Origin of the sequence: Paraflavitalea devenefica, from assembly GCF_011759375.1 — a bacterium.
Taxonomy (GTDB): Bacteria; Bacteroidota; Bacteroidia; order Chitinophagales; family Chitinophagaceae; genus Paraflavitalea; species Paraflavitalea devenefica.
Genome location: NZ_JAARML010000002.1, coordinates 1,314,087 through 1,330,885 on the forward strand (window position 1 = coordinate 1,314,087; position 16,799 = coordinate 1,330,885).

The window sequence follows — 16,799 nt, forward strand, 5'->3', positions numbered from 1 at the left end:
AAGTAGCGTAATTACAACTAAGAGTGGTTGCTATTTTATTGATTCTGAATTGAGTCTGAATATCTTTGCGGTGTCATAACAAAGACAAAGTACCTATGTTAAATGCGAAGATGATCGGCGATAAAATTGCCAAAGCACGAAAGAAAAAAAATATCTCTCAAGCCCAGCTTGCCCAGCGTCTATTCATTAGTTCTCAGGCGGTCGGAAAGTGGGAACGCGGAGAATCAATGCCAGACATCACTACTTTTAACAGTCTCGCGGAAATGCTGGGTGTTGATCTTAACTATTTTTCAGAAAGCTTCCAATCTGAGGCCACTGAGGCGGCATCCGTTGAGCCTTTGATTAAGCAGTCCGATGAATTGCCATCCGGAAAGCAGGAGAAAAAGCTAAACTGGGATATGTCGCGCGGAAACTGGGTGGACGCAGATTTTTCCGGGTTGAAAAATCTGCATGAAAAATTCAGTTCCTCCAATATGCAGCGCTGCAAGTTTATCGGTTCAGAATTGTCGGGACTTCTTCTAAAAAGCAATAATATTAATAGCTGTGACTTCTCCGGTTCCGACTTCAGTAGCAGCCACATTCAAAATTCAAATTTATCTACCAATCTATTTAAGGACTGTTCATTGAAAGAAACTGAATTTTCAGGAAGCTTTATCTATGGCTGCGATTTTACCGATGCCGATTTTACCGGAGTGGTGGCTAAATCTGGTGGCTTCGAGAAAAATACCATTGCCAATGCAGTATGGAATCGCACCTCTTTTAGTGCTATGTATATTGCCGATATCGTTTTCGAGGGTATAGTGGAGGACTGTTATTTTGAAAACTGCGCCTTTAAAAAGGTGACATTCCAGCATGCAACACTTACAAACACGTTCTTTAAAGGCAAGAGTTTGAAAGGGATCCGGTTTATTGACTGCCAGGCAGACCGGATGACTTACGAATTCCTGAAAAATGGGAAAGCGAACTTGAGTGGTATCACATTATTAACAACCTAAGGAAATAATAATCAAAAACTGCCGGGTAATACCGGCAGTTTTCACTTCGGACGCGTACTTGTGCCAGTCACCCTTCAAAACAACCGATTTACTCTTCCATTTTGACCATCCACTAAAAATAAATTTGCCCATTTAATTATTCATCGTAATATTGCGATATGGGTCTCACGAAATCAGAAATATTCACCGAGAAGCAGAACAGGCTGGCGCAAATGATGAAGGCACTGGCTCATCCGGCTCGTATTGCTATCATACAGCAATTGGTTAAGAAACAAGCCTGTGTTTGTGGCGACCTGGTAGAGGAGCTGGGCCTTGCGCAGGCCACCATTAGCCAGCATTTGAAGGAGTTAAAAACGGCTGGCCTGATAAAAGGCAATATTGAAGGCACCAGCGTATGCTATTGCATTGATTCCAAAGTGTGGAACCAGTACAGGACAGCTTTCGACGCCTTTTTTGTCACCTATGTAAACAAAGACGAATGCTGTTAGCATTTTTTTTGACTCTATTAATCGCAATATTGCAATAATACAATAAATACAAAGCCATGCAAACTACCGAACAACTAAAAGACCTGGTAAGGCAGAAATACGGTGAAATTGCCTTACAGGATAAAACAGACAATGCCGCTTCCTGCTGCGGTTCCGGCTGCTGCTCCGTTGAGACTGCCAACATTATGACAGATGATTACAGCCAGTTGGAAGGCTACAACCCCGATGCCGACCTGGGCCTGGGCTGCGGACTGCCCACCCAATTTGCAAAGATCAAAAAAGGGGATGTTGTTATTGACCTGGGTTCTGGCGCCGGTAACGATGCTTTTATTGCCCGTGCTGAAACAGGAGAAACCGGAAAGGTCATCGGCATTGACTTTACCCCCGCCATGATTGAGAAAGCAAGACAGAATGCTGAGAAATTAGGTTATCACAATGTGGAGTTCAGGCAGGGTGATATTGAACAAATGCCTGTCTCTGCCAACACAGCCGATGTCATTGTCAGCAACTGCGTCTTGAACCTTGTTCCCAATAAAGACGGAGTGATCAAAGAAATCTATCGGGTATTAAAACCCGGCGCACACTTCAGTATTTCCGACATTGTGCTGGAAGGCATGTTACCTGCCAGCATCCAGCAGGCTGCTGAAATGTATGCGGGCTGCGTATCCGGTGCTATTCAAAAACAGGTGTACCTGGAACTGATTGAACAAAACGGTTTTGAGAACATCATCATCCAGAAAGAAAAGCCCATTCACATTCCCGATGATATATTATTAAATTATCTGTCCAAAGACCAGTTACAGGAATTCAGGAGTGGCAAAACCGGTATCTATAGCATCACCGTATTTGCACAAAAACCAGTAGCCGCCAAAGCCTGCTGTGGTCCGGACTGCTGTTGACATAAACAGTCAGGGAACCGGTTTGAATAGGTCCGGTTCCCTGGCTGTATTTCGCTATATACCAAATGCTGTGTTAGGATTTCTTCCCTTAACGAAAAAGATAACCATCGTGAGCGCCAACAACTGTAATCCGGCCAATGAAAGAAAGAAATTGAGCTTCCTGGACCGGTATTTAACACTATGGATATTCCTGGCAATGGCGGCAGGAGTATCCATTGGCTACTTCATCCCTTCATCCGCCACCTTCATCAATTCATTTTCCACCGGCACTACCAACATTCCGCTCGCAATTGGCCTCATCCTCATGATGTACCCGCCCCTGGCAAAAGTCAGGTATGAAAAAATGGGCGAAGTCTTTAAGAACACAAAAATCTTAGGAGCATCCCTCTTCCTCAATTGGATCATCGGGCCAATCCTCATGTTCATACTGGCCATCATATTCTTAAAGGGTTACCCCGAATACATGATAGGCCTCATCCTCATCGGTCTTGCCCGTTGTCTCGCCATGGTCATCGTATGGAACGAACTGGCCGAAGGGAACCGCGAATATGCTGCCGGGCTGGTAGCCCTCAACAGCATCTTCCAGGTGCTCTTGTACAGTGTATATGCCTATGTATTCATCACCATCTTGCCGCCTTTATTTGGTATGAAAGGATTGGAAGTGCATGTCACCATCGGCCAGATTGCAGAAAGCGTAGCTATCTACCTCGGAATACCTTTTGTTGCCGGTATCATTAGCCGCTACGTCTTGATCAGGCTAAAAGGAGAGACCTGGTTCCGCGAAAAATTCGTGCCCGTCATTTCACCTATTACACTCATTGCCCTGCTGTTTACCATTGTGGTTATGTTCAGCCTGAAAGGTGAGCTGATTGTCCGGATCCCCTTGGATGTAATACGGATTGCCATTCCACTCGCTATTTACTTTGTGATCATGTTCCTCGTCAGCTTTCTGTTGGGTAAATCCCTCGGAGCCGACTACTCCAAAAATGCATCCATTGCTTTCACCGCCGCAGGCAACAACTTTGAACTGGCAATAGCCGTCGCCATTGGCGTATTCGGCATCAACAGCGGCCAGGCATTTGCCGGCGTAATAGGGCCATTGGTTGAGGTCCCGGCACTGATCGCATTGGTAAATGTTGCCTTCTGGTTACGTAGAAGATATTATACCTTGTCCAATGATCCGCAAACAGTATAAAAGTGTCCTCTTTCCAACTAATAATTTTTGAAAACAACTACACATGACCAGGATTGTACTTTTTTCAGACATCCACGCCAACCTGCCCGCATTGGAAGCATTTTTTAAGGAGATAGATAGCAGGCATTACGATAGCATCTACTGTTTAGGCGATTTGGTAGGATATAATATCTGGCCCAATGAAGTCATCAACGAGATCAAAGCCCGTAAAATTCCCACCATTGCCGGCAATTATGATTTCGGGATCGGCAGGGCCATTGATGATTGTGGTTGCGCCTATAAAACCGATGAAGAAAAAGCAAATGGCGCCGTCTCTATTTCCTTTACCAATGAGATCGTTAAGTCCGAAGAACGGGAATACCTGAGAACATTACCAGCTCACATCCGGGTGGAGTTTCAATTGAACAATGACAAACTGAACCTATTGCTGGTGCATGGAAGCCCGCGCAAGATTAATGAATACCTCTTTGAAGACCGCGAAGAAAAAAGCATGCTGCGGATCATGCAGGATGCCGATGCAGATATTATGTGCTTTGGCCATACACACAAGCCCTACCACCGGGTACTGAATTCAGGGACGGAAGATGCCCCGCATTACCGGCATGCCATCAACATCGGTTCAGTCGGTAAACCCAAAGATGGAGACAACAGGGGAGGCTACGTTATATTGACCATCAACGACAACAGCAGCATTCTGACAAAAGACACCGTCCAGGTAGAGTTTGTCAGGTTTAATTACGATATAGAAAAAGCAGCCAAAGCAGTAGAAGATAGCAGGCTGCCCAACGCCTACGCCGAAAGTTTAAGAAAAGGAGTTTAATACATAGATGCATGGTGATGATCCTGGGCTTTTACTTAGGCTGCCATATATAATTTATTAATTCAGTGAACATGGAAAATTTAGTCTTGACCATCCGGAATAACTTTGAAAAGGAGCTCCTGGACATGGTCTGCAGAAAAGTAAAACACCAGGATTATTGCCATGATATCATGCAGGAAGTGTATATAAAGATCATGGCCAATCTGCCTAAGATCGAACAGGCCGATAACATGATCGCCTATTTATCCAGGCTTACCGGCAACACGGTCATTGATTACTACCGGAAGAATGGAAAAATAATGGTAGAGGAGGAGCCAGACCAGTTGGTGGCTGCTGAAACCACAGAAAAACCAGATACTTCTTTAAAATTGGCCGATTGTTGCCTGCGTCCGATGATTGATTCCCTGCCACCCATATACCGCGACGCACTGGTCATGGTAGAATTGGAGGGCCTGAAGCACAGGGAATTGGCGGAGAAAGCAGGCATTTCCCTGACCAATGCCAAAACAAGGGTACAACGCGCCCGTGAAAAGCTCAAAGAGATCATATTGCAATGCTGTAACTATGAATTTGATACGTATGGAAACATTGTCTCCTGTTGTAAAAAAGATCAACCCGCTTTTCCCGAATAAATAAATTGCTGGTAAAACCTGCGTCTTTTTTCAAAAACCTGCGTCGTCTGGTAAAAGACACTACCATGAAAATGTTTCAGACAACCAGACAATCAATGCAGGTGTTATTGTTTCTCCTTACTTACACACTGTTTACCTTTTCCTTCAGTAGCCGGACAATCGCTCAGTCCCTTGACCCCTTGGAACCCATTGGGCAGCATTACCAAACGCAGGCAGTATTGGACAATGCACCGGTCGACAAAAGAGCTTTTAAGGATACCATTACCTTTCCCTGGACCGAATACAGCAAGGGAGCCTTATCAAATGCGCTGTGGAGGACAGTGTACTTGCTACCTGAAGATGAGGCCAGGCTGTCGTCACTGATCAGGTTTCCGGCCAACAGCTCAGAGCAAACAAAAGCAGAACTGGAGTACATGCTCACCCTCCAGCAGAAAAGGACTCCCAAAGAAATACAACGGGCACAATACATTGCCAATATAGGTTCCTGGCCCAACATCATCAATCCGCTGGATTCCTCTTGTGCAGAAAACAGGGAACAGTTATTTTATATTTCCTCCACCATCGTGGGTGATTGGTTTAATGATAAGAATTTCCCGGCTCTTACAGATTTATTACTGAATTGTATTCAGGATACCAGGGTAACGGAGTTCAGGTTAAAAAGGCACTTCAAACGTCCGCGTCCTTATCATCTGGAACCGGCTTTACAACCACTCACCAGGATCAATTCACCCTCATTTCCAAGCGGGCATTCCTTATGGGCCTTCACACAAGCCTTCCTGTTCAGTGAGATCATCCCGGAGAAAAGAAATGAATTCCTGAAAAGAGCAGAGGAAGTACGCTGGTCCAGGGAAGTAATGGGCATTCATTTTCCAAGTGACAATGAAGCCTCCCGCATCATCAGTTGGAACCTGATAAAATACTGGTACAACAATCCGCAGTTCGTAGCCGACCTGGGAAAAGCCCGTATAGAATGGCTTACAAAAAATAAAATATTTACAGGAAAGTAATTTTGTGTCTTTGGGGATAGTATAGTCATAGGCACCGGTTGATTGCCGGTGTTTTTTTATCCTCATAAACTTATGGATTAACGGTATTTAGGTGATGAGGCTATGTACAACAAGATTTATTCATCTGTATCGGCGGACATTTCACAGTACCATAGCTACAAAATACACAACAATCCCCTTGTTTGGGCTTTATTAGGGTTTTGCAGTTGGTGCAGGTATAAAAATACTGACAGGCATCCACCGGCATGGTTTCTTCTTTCTGAAAGCCGCAATGTGGACAGGTAATCGTCGATTCAAGTACGAAAGTATCCATATTGGAGTTTTTTAATTTTTCACACAGCATGATTTCCCCCTTCGGAGCAGGGTTTACTATTTTATTAAATGCAAGGAGGTTGCGATAAAGATCCAGAGCGCCACCTATTCTATATATGTACAGTTTCATTGCTTTTTGGTTTTACAGGACAGGTTTTTCCATTTACTTCATCAAATTTTTTGTCATAGTCGTCCCGTAGAGTACCCATCATTCTGTCCCAGATAGTAAAATATAAACCGTAGTTCCCCTTAAAATACTGATGATGCTGATTGTGGCAGATGGAGGTATTTATCCACTTGCCCAACCAATGTCTGTTAAAACCCTTGGGATATAATTCAAAACCTAAATGACCATACACATTGTAAACAAGGCTAAAAACAAAAAAAGTCATTAAATGAATACCATGAATAGGAATAATAAACAGGAACACAACAAAAATTAAGGATTCCACTACTGCTTCCAGCGGGTGAAACGCATAAGCCGCCCAAGGTGATGGGTTTGTTGATTTATGATGAACAAGGTGGAATTTCTTAAATAATAAAGGGTGATGCATGAGGCGATGCGCCCAATAAAAATAAGTATCATGTATCATCAGCATAAGGGGGAACGCAAGGATCAGATAAATCAACCCATGCTTTTCTATATCGGTATAAAAAGTAGTGTATGGGCGGATAGTATCACTATAAAGCATTATCAGCGGTGGAATGGAGAAAATGATTACTGATAGAGTAGAAAACACAAGCTCTCTGATATAATCCTTTTGTTTTGGAAACTTTTCCTGGATTTTCCTATAGGCTAATTTTTTCCTGAAGAAAACATAGTAAACAAGAAAAAATGGGAGCGCAATTAAAAAGTATTTATACGCATTATCCAGTAACAACCAAACAAATTTATCCCAATTCATAACTTCATTATTGAAGGCCGAAGTTAAAATGACTGTATTAGTTAAAAACTAACCTGGGTTATTTTGTTTTCCTGCCAGGCGGCGACGTAAGCGGCTAAGGCTTTCTGGCTCAATACCAAGATACCCTGCAATGTATTTAACAGGTATCCTTTGCAAGGCACCCGGATACATTTTCTCAAGAGACAGGTATCTTTCCTCTGCACTTAGTTCTTTTACGCTTTGCTGGTTCATTAGTACATTTCTTAAATCTTCAGCAAGTATTTTGGTAAATAATGATTCAAACTTTAGGTTTAGTTTTAGTATTTTTTCCAGGTTCTCCTTAGGCAAGATCAGCGCTTCGCAATCTTCCAACGCAATAAAATTTTTGTGAGAAAGCGCATTGTTCATTAATTCTTCAGTATAAGTGAAGAAACAATTTTCACACTTAAAGTCGAATGCCGATTCTTTGCCATTATCATCAATAGTGGTTGTTACTATCAGCCCCTTGTTTATGAATCCAATAAATCTGCAATACTCACCAATTCTCAAAATATATTCCCCTTTTAAATACTTTTTGAAAGTAGTATACTGCAAACCTTCCTCAATTTCTTCGTCGGAAATTTCAATACGCTGTTTAATATAGTTTGCAACTCTTGAATACATAAAGGCAATATGTTTACAAATTTACATGGTCGTAAACTATTTTCAAAGGTTGGTAAGTTCAAACACTTTTATACTTAACTCCGTATGCCCTGGATAATTTATTCTTAATCCAATCTGTAATCTTAATAAAATTCTTGTCACTACATTTCATTCGATAGAAAATAACCCCTGCAGAAAATATTGTAAGTAAGCCTATTACCAAGACTGATATGCTAATCCCAAATGTGTCAGCAATAATGCCGGTGAGAACGGCACCAATTGCATAACCCAAATCCCGCCAAAGTCGAAATACTCCCAAACTATTAGCCCTGTCGGCAGGATGGGTATTTTCAGCGACAGTAGCGAGAAATGTAGGATATACCATTGCAGTACCCCACCCAAGAATAGATGAAAGGATTATAAAGTGTGTCATGGTGTTCGCAAACAACAAACAAACCAATGCTATTCCCTGCAATAACATTCCGATAAATAATAAGTCTTTTTTACAGAAATGATCCGCCATCTTTCCTGTAAACAATTGTCCTATTCCCCAAACAGCAGGATAAATGGCTGTTACTATTCCAATTTGTCCGATGCTAAAACCTTTTGCTGCTAACAAAATGGGAAATAATCCCCAGGCCATCCCATCGTTTAAATTATTGATCAACCCTGCCTGAGTAACGGAACCAAGATTTTTATTCTTCCAGGTAGTTTCCCAAAATACATTCTTTAGCTTTACAACGTTACTGGTTGTTGTTTCAGCAGTAACGTGATGCCGGGTATCTTTCACCAGCAGCCAACTTCCCAACAATCCTAATACAGACAAAGCTATTCCAAGGTAAAAAGGATAGGGGCGTAAACCATACGTTGCAGCGATCCACCCGGTAAGGAATGCAACAATAGCTACTGCCAGATAACCTGCAAACTCATTTAAACCCATTGCAAAGCCTCTTTGCTTTTCACCTACCAGGTCAATTTTCATTACGACAGTGCTACTCCATGTTAAGCCTTGGTTGATCCCCAATAAAACATTGGCTGCGACAATCCAATTCCAGTTATCAGCGAACATTAAAACAAAGGGAACTGGAATTCCAATTACCCACCCAAGCGTAAGCAGGTTTTTGCGTCCTACTTTGTTTGCCAGTGCTCCCGTGAAATAGTTGGTAATTGCTTTTACTATTCCAAAAACAATGATGAAAGAAAGTATAGCGGTTTTAGCAGCAATATGAAATTCAATTGCTGCTATTTGTGGCAATATACTTCTCTCCAAACCAATCATGCCACCAACAAAAGCATTGATGATAACAAGCAAGGTGAATTGTTTCCAGTTTTCCTGTAATCCTAATTTAACTTGTCTGCTCATGGGGATAAGATTTGCTTTGTTCCATATTGCTATAATTTTAGGATCAGGATATAGCGCATCTATTGGCCCCTGCTTCCAGATCAATGGGGTTAACTCCTTCATAGTTACCGGTAATGTTTTTTTCGGTAATAGCAAGAAAGTTGGGCGGTGTTGGCGGGATCTTTAGTAATAGCAAATGAATAAACTCATCCTTACCGCTTTGCAGCAGGGTAATATTCCTTTTTGCTTCACCAATGGTTATTGCAATGAGTTTATTATCAAATTCGACTGGCCTGTTGGTATGAGCCGGTAATACCATTACGCTATCGTGTAATAAAAGCAGCTTCTGCAGCGATTGATATAACATTTCAGCTTTTTCCCTGCTTTCCTCCCCGCTGGATTTCAAATCCGGGCGACCTACTCCATTGGTAAAAAGCGTATCCCCTGTAAGTAATATACTGTCATCAATATAGAAGCTAAAGCTGTTAAATGTATGGCCAGGTGTAGGTATTGATTGCAATACTACAGCGCCAACTGCAAATTTGGTACCGCCTTCAATAGGGTTATATTCAAATTGCACATTATTAGGAACAGGCAGGTACAATGGAATATTATAATACTGTGCAATTTCTTTTGAACGGGAAAGATGATCGGCATGTATATGGGTTTCTATCACATATTTTATAGAAAGGCCATGCAGACTAACCAGTTCAGTATATACTTCAACAGGGAGCGAAGCATCAATAATCGTTGCCTCTTTGCCCGATGCAATAATATACGATAGGCAACCTTTGCCAGTTCGCCGTATCTGCCATAGTTCAAAACCATTGAATTCCTGATGGGCGATATTCCATGCCAGGCTCCATCCCTTCATGCCGTTTTGCAATGAGAAAGCATTATATCCTTTTTGTTTTAGTATATTGGCTGCCGTCAAACTTACTTTACCACCTGCACAAACCGTTACTACCGGAGTGGATGCGTCTAATTGAATATCGTCAAATACAGTAAAGTCACGCTGCTTCAACCTGTCATATACATCAATATGAATACTGCCGGGTATGAACCATTCCGACCTTTCCTGCAACGGCCTTACATCAATAATGTTTACTGCTTCGCCTGAAGATAATTTTTTCCTGAGCGCATCAGTTGTAATAACAGGAGTATCTTGCATTGCTCTTTTTTTTATTATTCTTCAATGATTTCAACAGGCAATCCTTTCATTTTCCAGTCCGGAAAACCTTCTCCCAACCTTTTGGCGTTAAACCCCTTTTGGGTAAGTATTTGTACCGCTTCATCGGCAAATACACAAAAGGGCCCCCGGCAGTAAGCAACATATTCTTTATTCTTTGGTAGTTTTTTAAGCCGGGTGGCAAGTCCCTCTACAGGAATGTTGATTGCCCCGGGAATATGCCCATTTTTAAATTCCGTTTCCGGGCGAACATCCAGTATGACCACATTTTTGGATTTTATCCTTTTTAATAAATCGTCCATTTTGAGCGCCTCCAGGCTGTTTCGTTTTTCCCGGAAGTCATTTACCAGTTTTTCCATCTCTGCCATATGTTTCAGTCCCAGTTCGCGAAGCATTTGCCAGGATTGGTATATCTCCTCATGCCCCAGTTTGTAATAAATAAAATTCCCTTCCCGCCTGATTTCCACCAAATTGGCAGCCTTTAGCACCTGCAGGTGTTGTGATGTATTGGCAATGGACATGCTGGTTTCATTAGCTATTTCCTCCACCGCTTTTTCTCCCTGGCCAAGTAAATCAACAATTTCAAGCCGGTGGGAGTTGGCCATTGCTTTGATCATTGTTGCCAGCATGGAATATGCCTTATCCTTAAAAATTCTTTTCTCCATTTTATATAACTATTCAGCAAAAGTACGTAAATTCAATTATTCAATAAAATTATTGAATAGATACAATTCTCCTGCATCTGCTTTCTTCCTATGAGTATATAAAAGAAACCTTACCCTGATAAGACAAAGAATAACAAACAAAAACAGGGGCAAAATGAAAAATTCTTTAGTACTCATGGCTATTCTGCTCATTATTTGTGCAGGTACTGCCTTACATGCCCAGACTGCGCAACCCATGATCGGGCAAGCTGCCCCTTCATTTGAATTGAAAGGTGTTGATGGCAATAACTATTCACTGTCACAATTGAAAGGCAAGCTGGTATTGATCCATTTCGCCACCACCTGGTGCCCTTTCTGCAACGCAGAAGCCCCCAATCTGGAGGAGCTCTACCAATCGTACAAAGACAAGGGAATACAGGTGTTCCTTATTGATGTAAAAGAAAATAAAGCCCTTGTAGAACAGTCTTTCAAACGGTATAATTTATCATTTCCCGTGTTATTGGACGAGGATGGGAAAGTAGCCACAGCTTATTCCCCACCAGGTGTTTTGCCCGACTTGTCAAGAGATGAGGTGGTTTTAGCTTCCAACCTGATCATTGACAAAGAAGGGAAAATCCGTTTTTATTCTTTATTGAATACTACCGCGTTTGATGCCAAACTTCTCAGTGTGCGTAAAAAACTGGATGAGTTGCTCAATGAACAATAGCTATGATCTTTTTGAGAATTATACTTATTGCCTGTTTTATGGAGACGGGACAGCTACAGGTAAAAGAACAAGATATAGTAAGCGTATCTGTAGACGAAATTTTATTGACTCCCGTGAAGAAAATCGTAGCCATTATTCATGTTACAGTTAAAGCAGGTTATCATATCCAGGCCAATAAAGTAACCAATGCATCCCTGATTCCTGTTTCGCTGGAGACAACACCCGACATTTCTTTTTTAATCTATAAACCACTTTTTCCTCCTTACAAAATTTTTCGACTGGAAGGTTCTGAAGAAGTGCTGAATGTATTTGACAGCGCTTTTATCATACGCTTACCTATAAAAGTAATGGCTAACGTTAGCGCAGGGAGGTATTATGTGCAAGGCAGGATCAGATATCAGGCATGTAATTCCAAAACTTGTCTGTTTCCCAGAAACGTCGATTTTAAGATACCTGTCGTTGTCCAAAAGTCAGGTTAAAGTCTGGTGCTTTATAAAAACCTACAGGTTTTAATAGTTCGAACCATTTAAATTATTTTTATATATCCCTTTGAACATTTTTTGGTCGGAATGATCAAAAACATTCGAACTAAAAAACGCTCTGGGAGCGAGTTCTGCCTTTCTTTTAAGACGATACAGTTACTTTCCAATTCCTTTAAACAGGTCTGAATCAAAAAAGTCTTTAAAAGACATTCCGAAGTATTTGCAGTATTTCAGGATCGTATAAAGAGTAGCACCATTCCCTTTTTCTATGCGGTTTAAAGCCTGTTTGTCCAGGCCAATGTCATAAGCAAAATCTACCTGGTTTTTGCCGGTGCTTTCACGCAGTTCTTTTAACCGTGCAGTAATTTGCTTTTTTAAATGAAGGTCTTCTTTACTTAATACCACAGCCATCATGCAATGTGGCTACTATTAAAAAAAATAAGTAAACAGTGCTGTTTACTTGTCAAAAATTCCCTTACATTTACACTACCAACCAATAACAGGCACATTCTTACAGGTCTTGCTCCGCGAATCTGACAGTTCCCATGGTCGCAAGCGTAAGTAAAGTGCCCAATCTCTATATTTACATATAGGGTTGGGCCTGCTTATGTACCTTTGTGACCAGCGCCGAAAGGCGTGGCTTTGTCAGAGCCCGCGGACAAAGGGAAGAGTAGGTTCCAGCCTTATGTGTTTAATCTTATGATCAAACACGAATGCCACTCAAATCTCCTTCAATAGACTTGCATTAACAGCGCAGATCATCTGCTAATCGCGTACTAATTTATTACACTAACGTTAATCTAGTCTATGCCTACCCGAAAAAAGAAAAGCAGCGCGGCCAAAACAACACCCGCAACAGTCACATTAGCACAGCAGCAGTTTCACGAATCGATGGAAGATTTTTTCGACAACTACCACCTCGATGAAGTAGAGGAACAGTTATGGAATTGGCTGGAGGCAGGTCTAGGCGGTGAACATAGCAATTATGCCAGAGCCAGAGACCGTAGTAACCTCATATTTTTCTATAAAATCCTAAGTAGGTTATTAAAAAGTAGTTGGTATTTGCACAAGGCTCAGCTACCTGATAACAGTGTTAAGCAACTAATAAAACAAAAGAAATAACAGAAAGACTTCCTGCAAGGCGCCAATGGTTGAAGACGGAGGGTCTTTCATCCTGAAGGGGATCGTGAGGGAACTTACCGTATGCCATTACAAATTTGTAGGGGTCTTTTTCTGCTTTAATCCGTTCTCTTGAATGAGGATACACAAAAAAGCCGCCATAAGGCGGTTTTTTTTATGAAGTATATAATCGCAATGGACGCTCATTGCATCCCGCCAATTCCAATTCAGACAACAAAGCCCCGCATTGAAATGCAGGGCTTACACTAATCAAATTCGTTAACCATTAAACCTTATCCTTTATATTATAACAACTAAACCGCGCTCCTGTACTAAAGCAATCTTATCTTTTTTTTGAATTACTAAAGCATCCCACCAATCCCAAAATCCACCAATCCCAGTTCAGACAATCAAAAAGCCCCGCTCTTTCGAACGGGGCTACTTCACAGGAATATCAGATGGAGATCACATCACTTAGCCTGCGGGTCTTCTACCACCACCTGGCTCACCGCACCGGCTACAGTGCCGGCAACAGCCAGGTAGCCTGCTATCTTCACCATAATCGCCGGCAGTGCCACCGGTGTAGTTAGGATAGCGCCGCTCACGGCAGCGAGGATAAGTCCCCAGTTCCGCAGCTTCGCAAAGAAGGGCGGGGTAGGGCTTTGCATTCTTTCTTGTATACTCATAATAAATCGTTTTTAATAATGAATAATCTTGTGAATACCTACACTGTCATACCCCATTTTTCAACGGCTACCGGTGTTATGTCCGGAAGACCTGCGGCTGGCTTCTGCAGGCGAATAATTATTGGCCGGAAAAACGGGTACAACAGCGGCTACTAATACTGGCACAACTTGTCCCGCTCTGCGGAGCCTGTCCCGTTTTACGGGAAAGTAGGCAGCCTGGCAATGTGCTTGAGCGTACTTGTGTCCTTGGTCACTCTTATGATCATAAAGAAACCTGGAAATACTTGCTGGCAGTTGTCATGACGTATGCAGCAATACAAACCTACAACACCGGTTACCCATTCTCCAAATCTGCATGAGCGATTATGCGCGTAATGAACGCTAATGGTACATAATGCGCGTTCATGTACACGCAAAAGCGCCCATCATCGTTCATCACGCGCAAGTGCGCTCACCAACATTTGGAAAACATCTGTTCTGCAACGTACGTTTGTCTTGTGATGTTACTACAGCAGCAAAGAAGCAATAAAAGAAGAGGAAAAAAGAAAGCATAGAACAGTACGTGTGACTATAGATCGCCAATGGATCAGCTATACATCACCTATAGATTACCTATAGATCACCTATGGATTACCTATAGCTTCCCTATACATAGTCTATAGTTTACCCATTTCAGCAAAAATGAGCAGCTTTCACCAAAAGTAGCAGGGCAGCTGGCGCCCCGCCCCGAGGTAAAAGCCTGTTTATATACGTTGCAACCGCGGGCAACGGTCCTAACAACAATTAGTAACAATTAAAAATTCAGTTTATGCCAAAACAGATAAATCCCCTTATTAAATTCAAGGGAAGTATGCACGGGGTTAGTTTTTACAAAACACAGGACGGTTTCCTGGCCAGGGAAAAGACCAGCATCGATCCTGAGCGCCTGAAAAGCGATCCTGCCTTTAGGAACACCCGGCGTCACAATGCGGAATTCAATGCAGCCGGAAAGGCAGGTAAGCTATTCCGTAGGATCTTTGGTGATGAGATCAACAATGCCTCCGATAACCGCGTCGCCAGCCGCGTTACAAAGGCCATGGTGGCTATTGCGAAATCCGATCCGGTAAGCACCTTTGGGCAACGTAAAGTGGTACTGGGCGATTTCAACCTGTTGGAGGATTTTGAATTCAACACCTCAGCCCCGCTTTCCTCGGTATTCAGGAAAATACCGGCCTGCGTTATTAACCGGACCACCGGGACCGTCAACGTCAACATTCCGGAATATATAGCGGAGGAAGACATTGCGGCACCCAAGGATATCAGGCACTACAATTTCTTTGCAGCGGCCGCTGTAATAGATTTTGCTACGGAGGAGTATTTCATAGGACGCCAAAGCCGGCCTAATGTGGAGTACAATGAAACAGTGGTACCCGCAGCTGCCATATCATTGACCATCCCGCCAAACGCTACCACGCCCATATTTGTAGTATTGGGATTGGAGTTTGTACAACTGGTCAATGGCGTTGTATACACCAAAAGCCGAAAGCTCAGTGCGCTACAGCTCATAGCCATTGATCTTCCGTAGGAATTTCCATTCCTGTCGCCATGGTTCGTGTCCCCACGAACCATCACAACCCCGGGACCGGGTTGCTCTACCCGGTCCCTTTTTCATCCACTTTAAAAATTAAACCATCATGTCAACACAAAAAAATAATAAGATCAGCAAACGGGCCCTTCCCGGCTATACACTTATTCCCAAAGAGGACCATTACCAGATAAAAAAGATCAGCTTGTCAGGAAAGCTGGTCAATACCGATCCGCGGTTTATCAATACCCGGCGGAACAACCAGGAATTTGGCCATCTCATGAAAAGCTCCTCACTCATGCGCTCCGTCCTGTTAGTAGAAACTGGTAAAAAATTGCCTGCCCGTCCGTTCATAAATGCCCTTCGCAACCTGCAGGTCGCCGATCAGCACAACAGGTATGGCAGTCGCAGTCCTGTCAATGGCCCAATCGACCAATTGGAGGGCTTTAACTTTAATGATGCCTGTCCATGGCAAACTTGTGTAAATACCGGTGTCCTGGTAACCGTGGATACGCGCAACAACATAGTAGAGATCACCTTTCCGGCATGTACGGCAAATGAAGCAGTAAATCCACCCCCTGGTGCTACCCACTACAATTTGTATGCTATCGTTGCCTCTTTCGATCTTGATCACTTACAAGCGGATAGAGAAATAATTAAAAAAGGCCACCTGCCCATAAAAGCAATAAAAACAAAAACAATAATACGGGAAATAAAAACCGGCCGGCATCAGCTAAACATGGTAGTAACAGGGGTAAAGTGGTACCGCACGAACGAAAAGACAAACAACATAGTCCCCCTCAAAATACCTGGTCCCCTAATTATTTCCAAAATTTGGAAAAGTGGCGACCATAACACGGCCAACGAAAGATTTGCTGCATAATAATTTTTTTTTCAGTGCCTGTAACATTTGGATAGGCTCGTTCGTACCACTATTATAGGCATGCCCATGTAGCCTTTCCTTTTCCCGTCCAGGTGAATGATCTCCAAGGCATTATCAGAATAGTAGCACCACTCGTGTCCCAACCAGCGTTTCCATAACCAGTTCATGGTTTGTTATTCCATGAACGGACCATGAGTTCCGCTTATCCTTTTACTATACATCATCGCTAAAGCTGTTGAAGGCAGTTGACCGTCAATACTGCACGCAGGCGCACAAGTAGTAATCTCCT

20 protein-coding genes are annotated in these 16,799 nt (G+C 42.6%); 12 read left to right on the forward strand and 8 right to left on the reverse strand.

The features are described from left to right. Nucleotides 1–95: 95 nt before the first annotated feature. From HB364_RS14745 to HB364_RS14775, 7 genes are all read left to right on the forward strand, one after another. Entirely contained in the window at nt 96–995 is a 900-nt protein-coding gene (locus HB364_RS14745) for a helix-turn-helix domain-containing protein (RefSeq protein WP_167288901.1), read from the forward strand. 158 nt (nt 996–1,153) lie between these two features. Then, a complete protein-coding gene (locus HB364_RS14750; RefSeq protein WP_167288903.1) occupies nt 1,154–1,483 on the forward strand; it encodes an ArsR/SmtB family transcription factor in 330 nt (109 codons plus the stop codon). A gap of 56 nt (nt 1,484–1,539) precedes the next feature. Next, nucleotides 1,540–2,382: an arsenite methyltransferase gene (locus HB364_RS14755; RefSeq protein ID WP_167288905.1), complete on the forward strand. Its 843-nt coding sequence runs from the start codon at nt 1,540–1,542 to the stop codon at nt 2,380–2,382. Nucleotides 2,383–2,452: 70 nt separating this feature from the next. Then, nucleotides 2,453–3,577 carry an ACR3 family arsenite efflux transporter gene (gene arsB / locus HB364_RS14760; protein ID WP_449406434.1) on the forward strand — a complete coding sequence of 375 codons (1,125 nt, stop codon included), beginning with the start codon at nt 2,453–2,455 and terminating at the stop codon, nt 3,575–3,577. A 43-nt stretch (nt 3,578–3,620) separates the two neighbouring features. After that, nucleotides 3,621–4,397, forward strand: coding sequence for a metallophosphoesterase family protein (locus HB364_RS14765; protein WP_167288907.1), 777 nt, complete (start codon nt 3,621–3,623; stop codon nt 4,395–4,397). A gap of 71 nt (nt 4,398–4,468) precedes the next feature. Continuing rightward, nucleotides 4,469–5,029, forward strand: a complete 561-nt coding sequence (locus tag HB364_RS14770; RefSeq protein ID WP_167288909.1) for a sigma-70 family RNA polymerase sigma factor — start codon at nt 4,469–4,471, stop codon at nt 5,027–5,029. A 65-nt stretch (nt 5,030–5,094) separates the two neighbouring features. After that, a complete protein-coding gene (locus HB364_RS14775) occupies nt 5,095–6,036 on the forward strand; it encodes a phosphatase PAP2 family protein (protein ID WP_167288911.1) in 942 nt (313 codons plus the stop codon). A 100-nt stretch (nt 6,037–6,136) separates the two neighbouring features. Here HB364_RS14775 and HB364_RS33520 read toward each other — a convergent pair whose 3' ends face one another. From HB364_RS33520 to HB364_RS14805, 6 genes are all read right to left on the reverse strand, one after another. Beyond that, a complete protein-coding gene (locus HB364_RS33520) occupies nt 6,137–6,349 on the reverse strand; it encodes a GDCCVxC domain-containing (seleno)protein (RefSeq protein WP_167289736.1) in 213 nt (70 codons plus the stop codon). A gap of 109 nt (nt 6,350–6,458) precedes the next feature. Then, nucleotides 6,459–7,253 (reverse strand): sterol desaturase family protein, encoded by a 795-nt coding sequence (locus tag HB364_RS14785; RefSeq protein WP_167288913.1) that lies wholly within the window; start codon nt 7,251–7,253, stop codon nt 6,459–6,461. Nucleotides 7,254–7,301: 48 nt separating this feature from the next. Continuing rightward, the gene (locus tag HB364_RS14790; protein WP_167288915.1) at nt 7,302–7,895 is read right to left on the reverse strand and encodes a Crp/Fnr family transcriptional regulator; all 594 of its coding nucleotides are present in this window, start codon (nt 7,893–7,895) and stop codon (nt 7,302–7,304) included. A 58-nt stretch (nt 7,896–7,953) separates the two neighbouring features. Then, nucleotides 7,954–9,339: an MFS transporter gene (locus HB364_RS14795; protein WP_246228493.1), complete on the reverse strand. Its 1,386-nt coding sequence runs from the start codon at nt 9,337–9,339 to the stop codon at nt 7,954–7,956. Further along, on the reverse strand, nt 9,281–10,387 hold the full coding sequence (locus tag HB364_RS14800) for an MBL fold metallo-hydrolase (RefSeq protein ID WP_167288917.1): 1,107 nt from the start codon (nt 10,385–10,387) through the stop codon (nt 9,281–9,283). Before HB364_RS14800 ends, HB364_RS14795 begins: the two co-directional genes overlap by 59 nt. A 14-nt stretch (nt 10,388–10,401) precedes the next feature. Further along, nucleotides 10,402–11,070 carry a metalloregulator ArsR/SmtB family transcription factor gene (locus HB364_RS14805; protein ID WP_167288919.1) on the reverse strand — a complete coding sequence of 223 codons (669 nt, stop codon included), beginning with the start codon at nt 11,068–11,070 and terminating at the stop codon, nt 10,402–10,404. Between the two features lie 154 nt (nt 11,071–11,224). Between HB364_RS14805 and HB364_RS14810 the strand changes: the two genes are divergently transcribed. Then, on the forward strand, nt 11,225–11,776 hold the full coding sequence (locus tag HB364_RS14810) for a peroxiredoxin family protein (RefSeq protein ID WP_167288921.1): 552 nt from the start codon (nt 11,225–11,227) through the stop codon (nt 11,774–11,776). A gap of 38 nt (nt 11,777–11,814) precedes the next feature. Continuing rightward, nucleotides 11,815–12,255: a protein-disulfide reductase DsbD family protein gene (locus HB364_RS14815; protein WP_167288923.1), complete on the forward strand. Its 441-nt coding sequence runs from the start codon at nt 11,815–11,817 to the stop codon at nt 12,253–12,255. 159 nt (nt 12,256–12,414) lie between these two features. On the opposite strand, the gene HB364_RS14820 is transcribed toward HB364_RS14815, so the two are convergent. Then, on the reverse strand, nt 12,415–12,669 hold the full coding sequence (locus HB364_RS14820; protein WP_167288925.1) for a helix-turn-helix transcriptional regulator: 255 nt from the start codon (nt 12,667–12,669) through the stop codon (nt 12,415–12,417). 396 nt (nt 12,670–13,065) lie between these two features. Between HB364_RS14820 and HB364_RS14825 the strand changes: the two genes are divergently transcribed. Beyond that, nucleotides 13,066–13,380 (forward strand): hypothetical protein, encoded by a 315-nt coding sequence (locus tag HB364_RS14825; RefSeq protein WP_167288927.1) that lies wholly within the window; start codon nt 13,066–13,068, stop codon nt 13,378–13,380. A 467-nt stretch (nt 13,381–13,847) separates the two neighbouring features. On the opposite strand, the gene HB364_RS14830 is transcribed toward HB364_RS14825, so the two are convergent. Continuing rightward, entirely contained in the window at nt 13,848–14,063 is a 216-nt protein-coding gene (locus HB364_RS14830) for a hypothetical protein (protein ID WP_167288929.1), read from the reverse strand. Between the two features lie 808 nt (nt 14,064–14,871). Here HB364_RS14830 and HB364_RS14835 point away from each other — a divergent pair. Continuing rightward, complete coding sequence (locus HB364_RS14835) at nt 14,872–15,627, forward strand: hypothetical protein (protein ID WP_167288931.1); 756 nt, start codon at nt 14,872–14,874, stop codon at nt 15,625–15,627. Between the two features lie 109 nt (nt 15,628–15,736). Next, nucleotides 15,737–16,510, forward strand: coding sequence for a hypothetical protein (locus HB364_RS14840; RefSeq protein ID WP_167288933.1), 774 nt, complete (start codon nt 15,737–15,739; stop codon nt 16,508–16,510). The last annotated feature ends 289 nt before the right edge of the window (nt 16,511–16,799 follow it).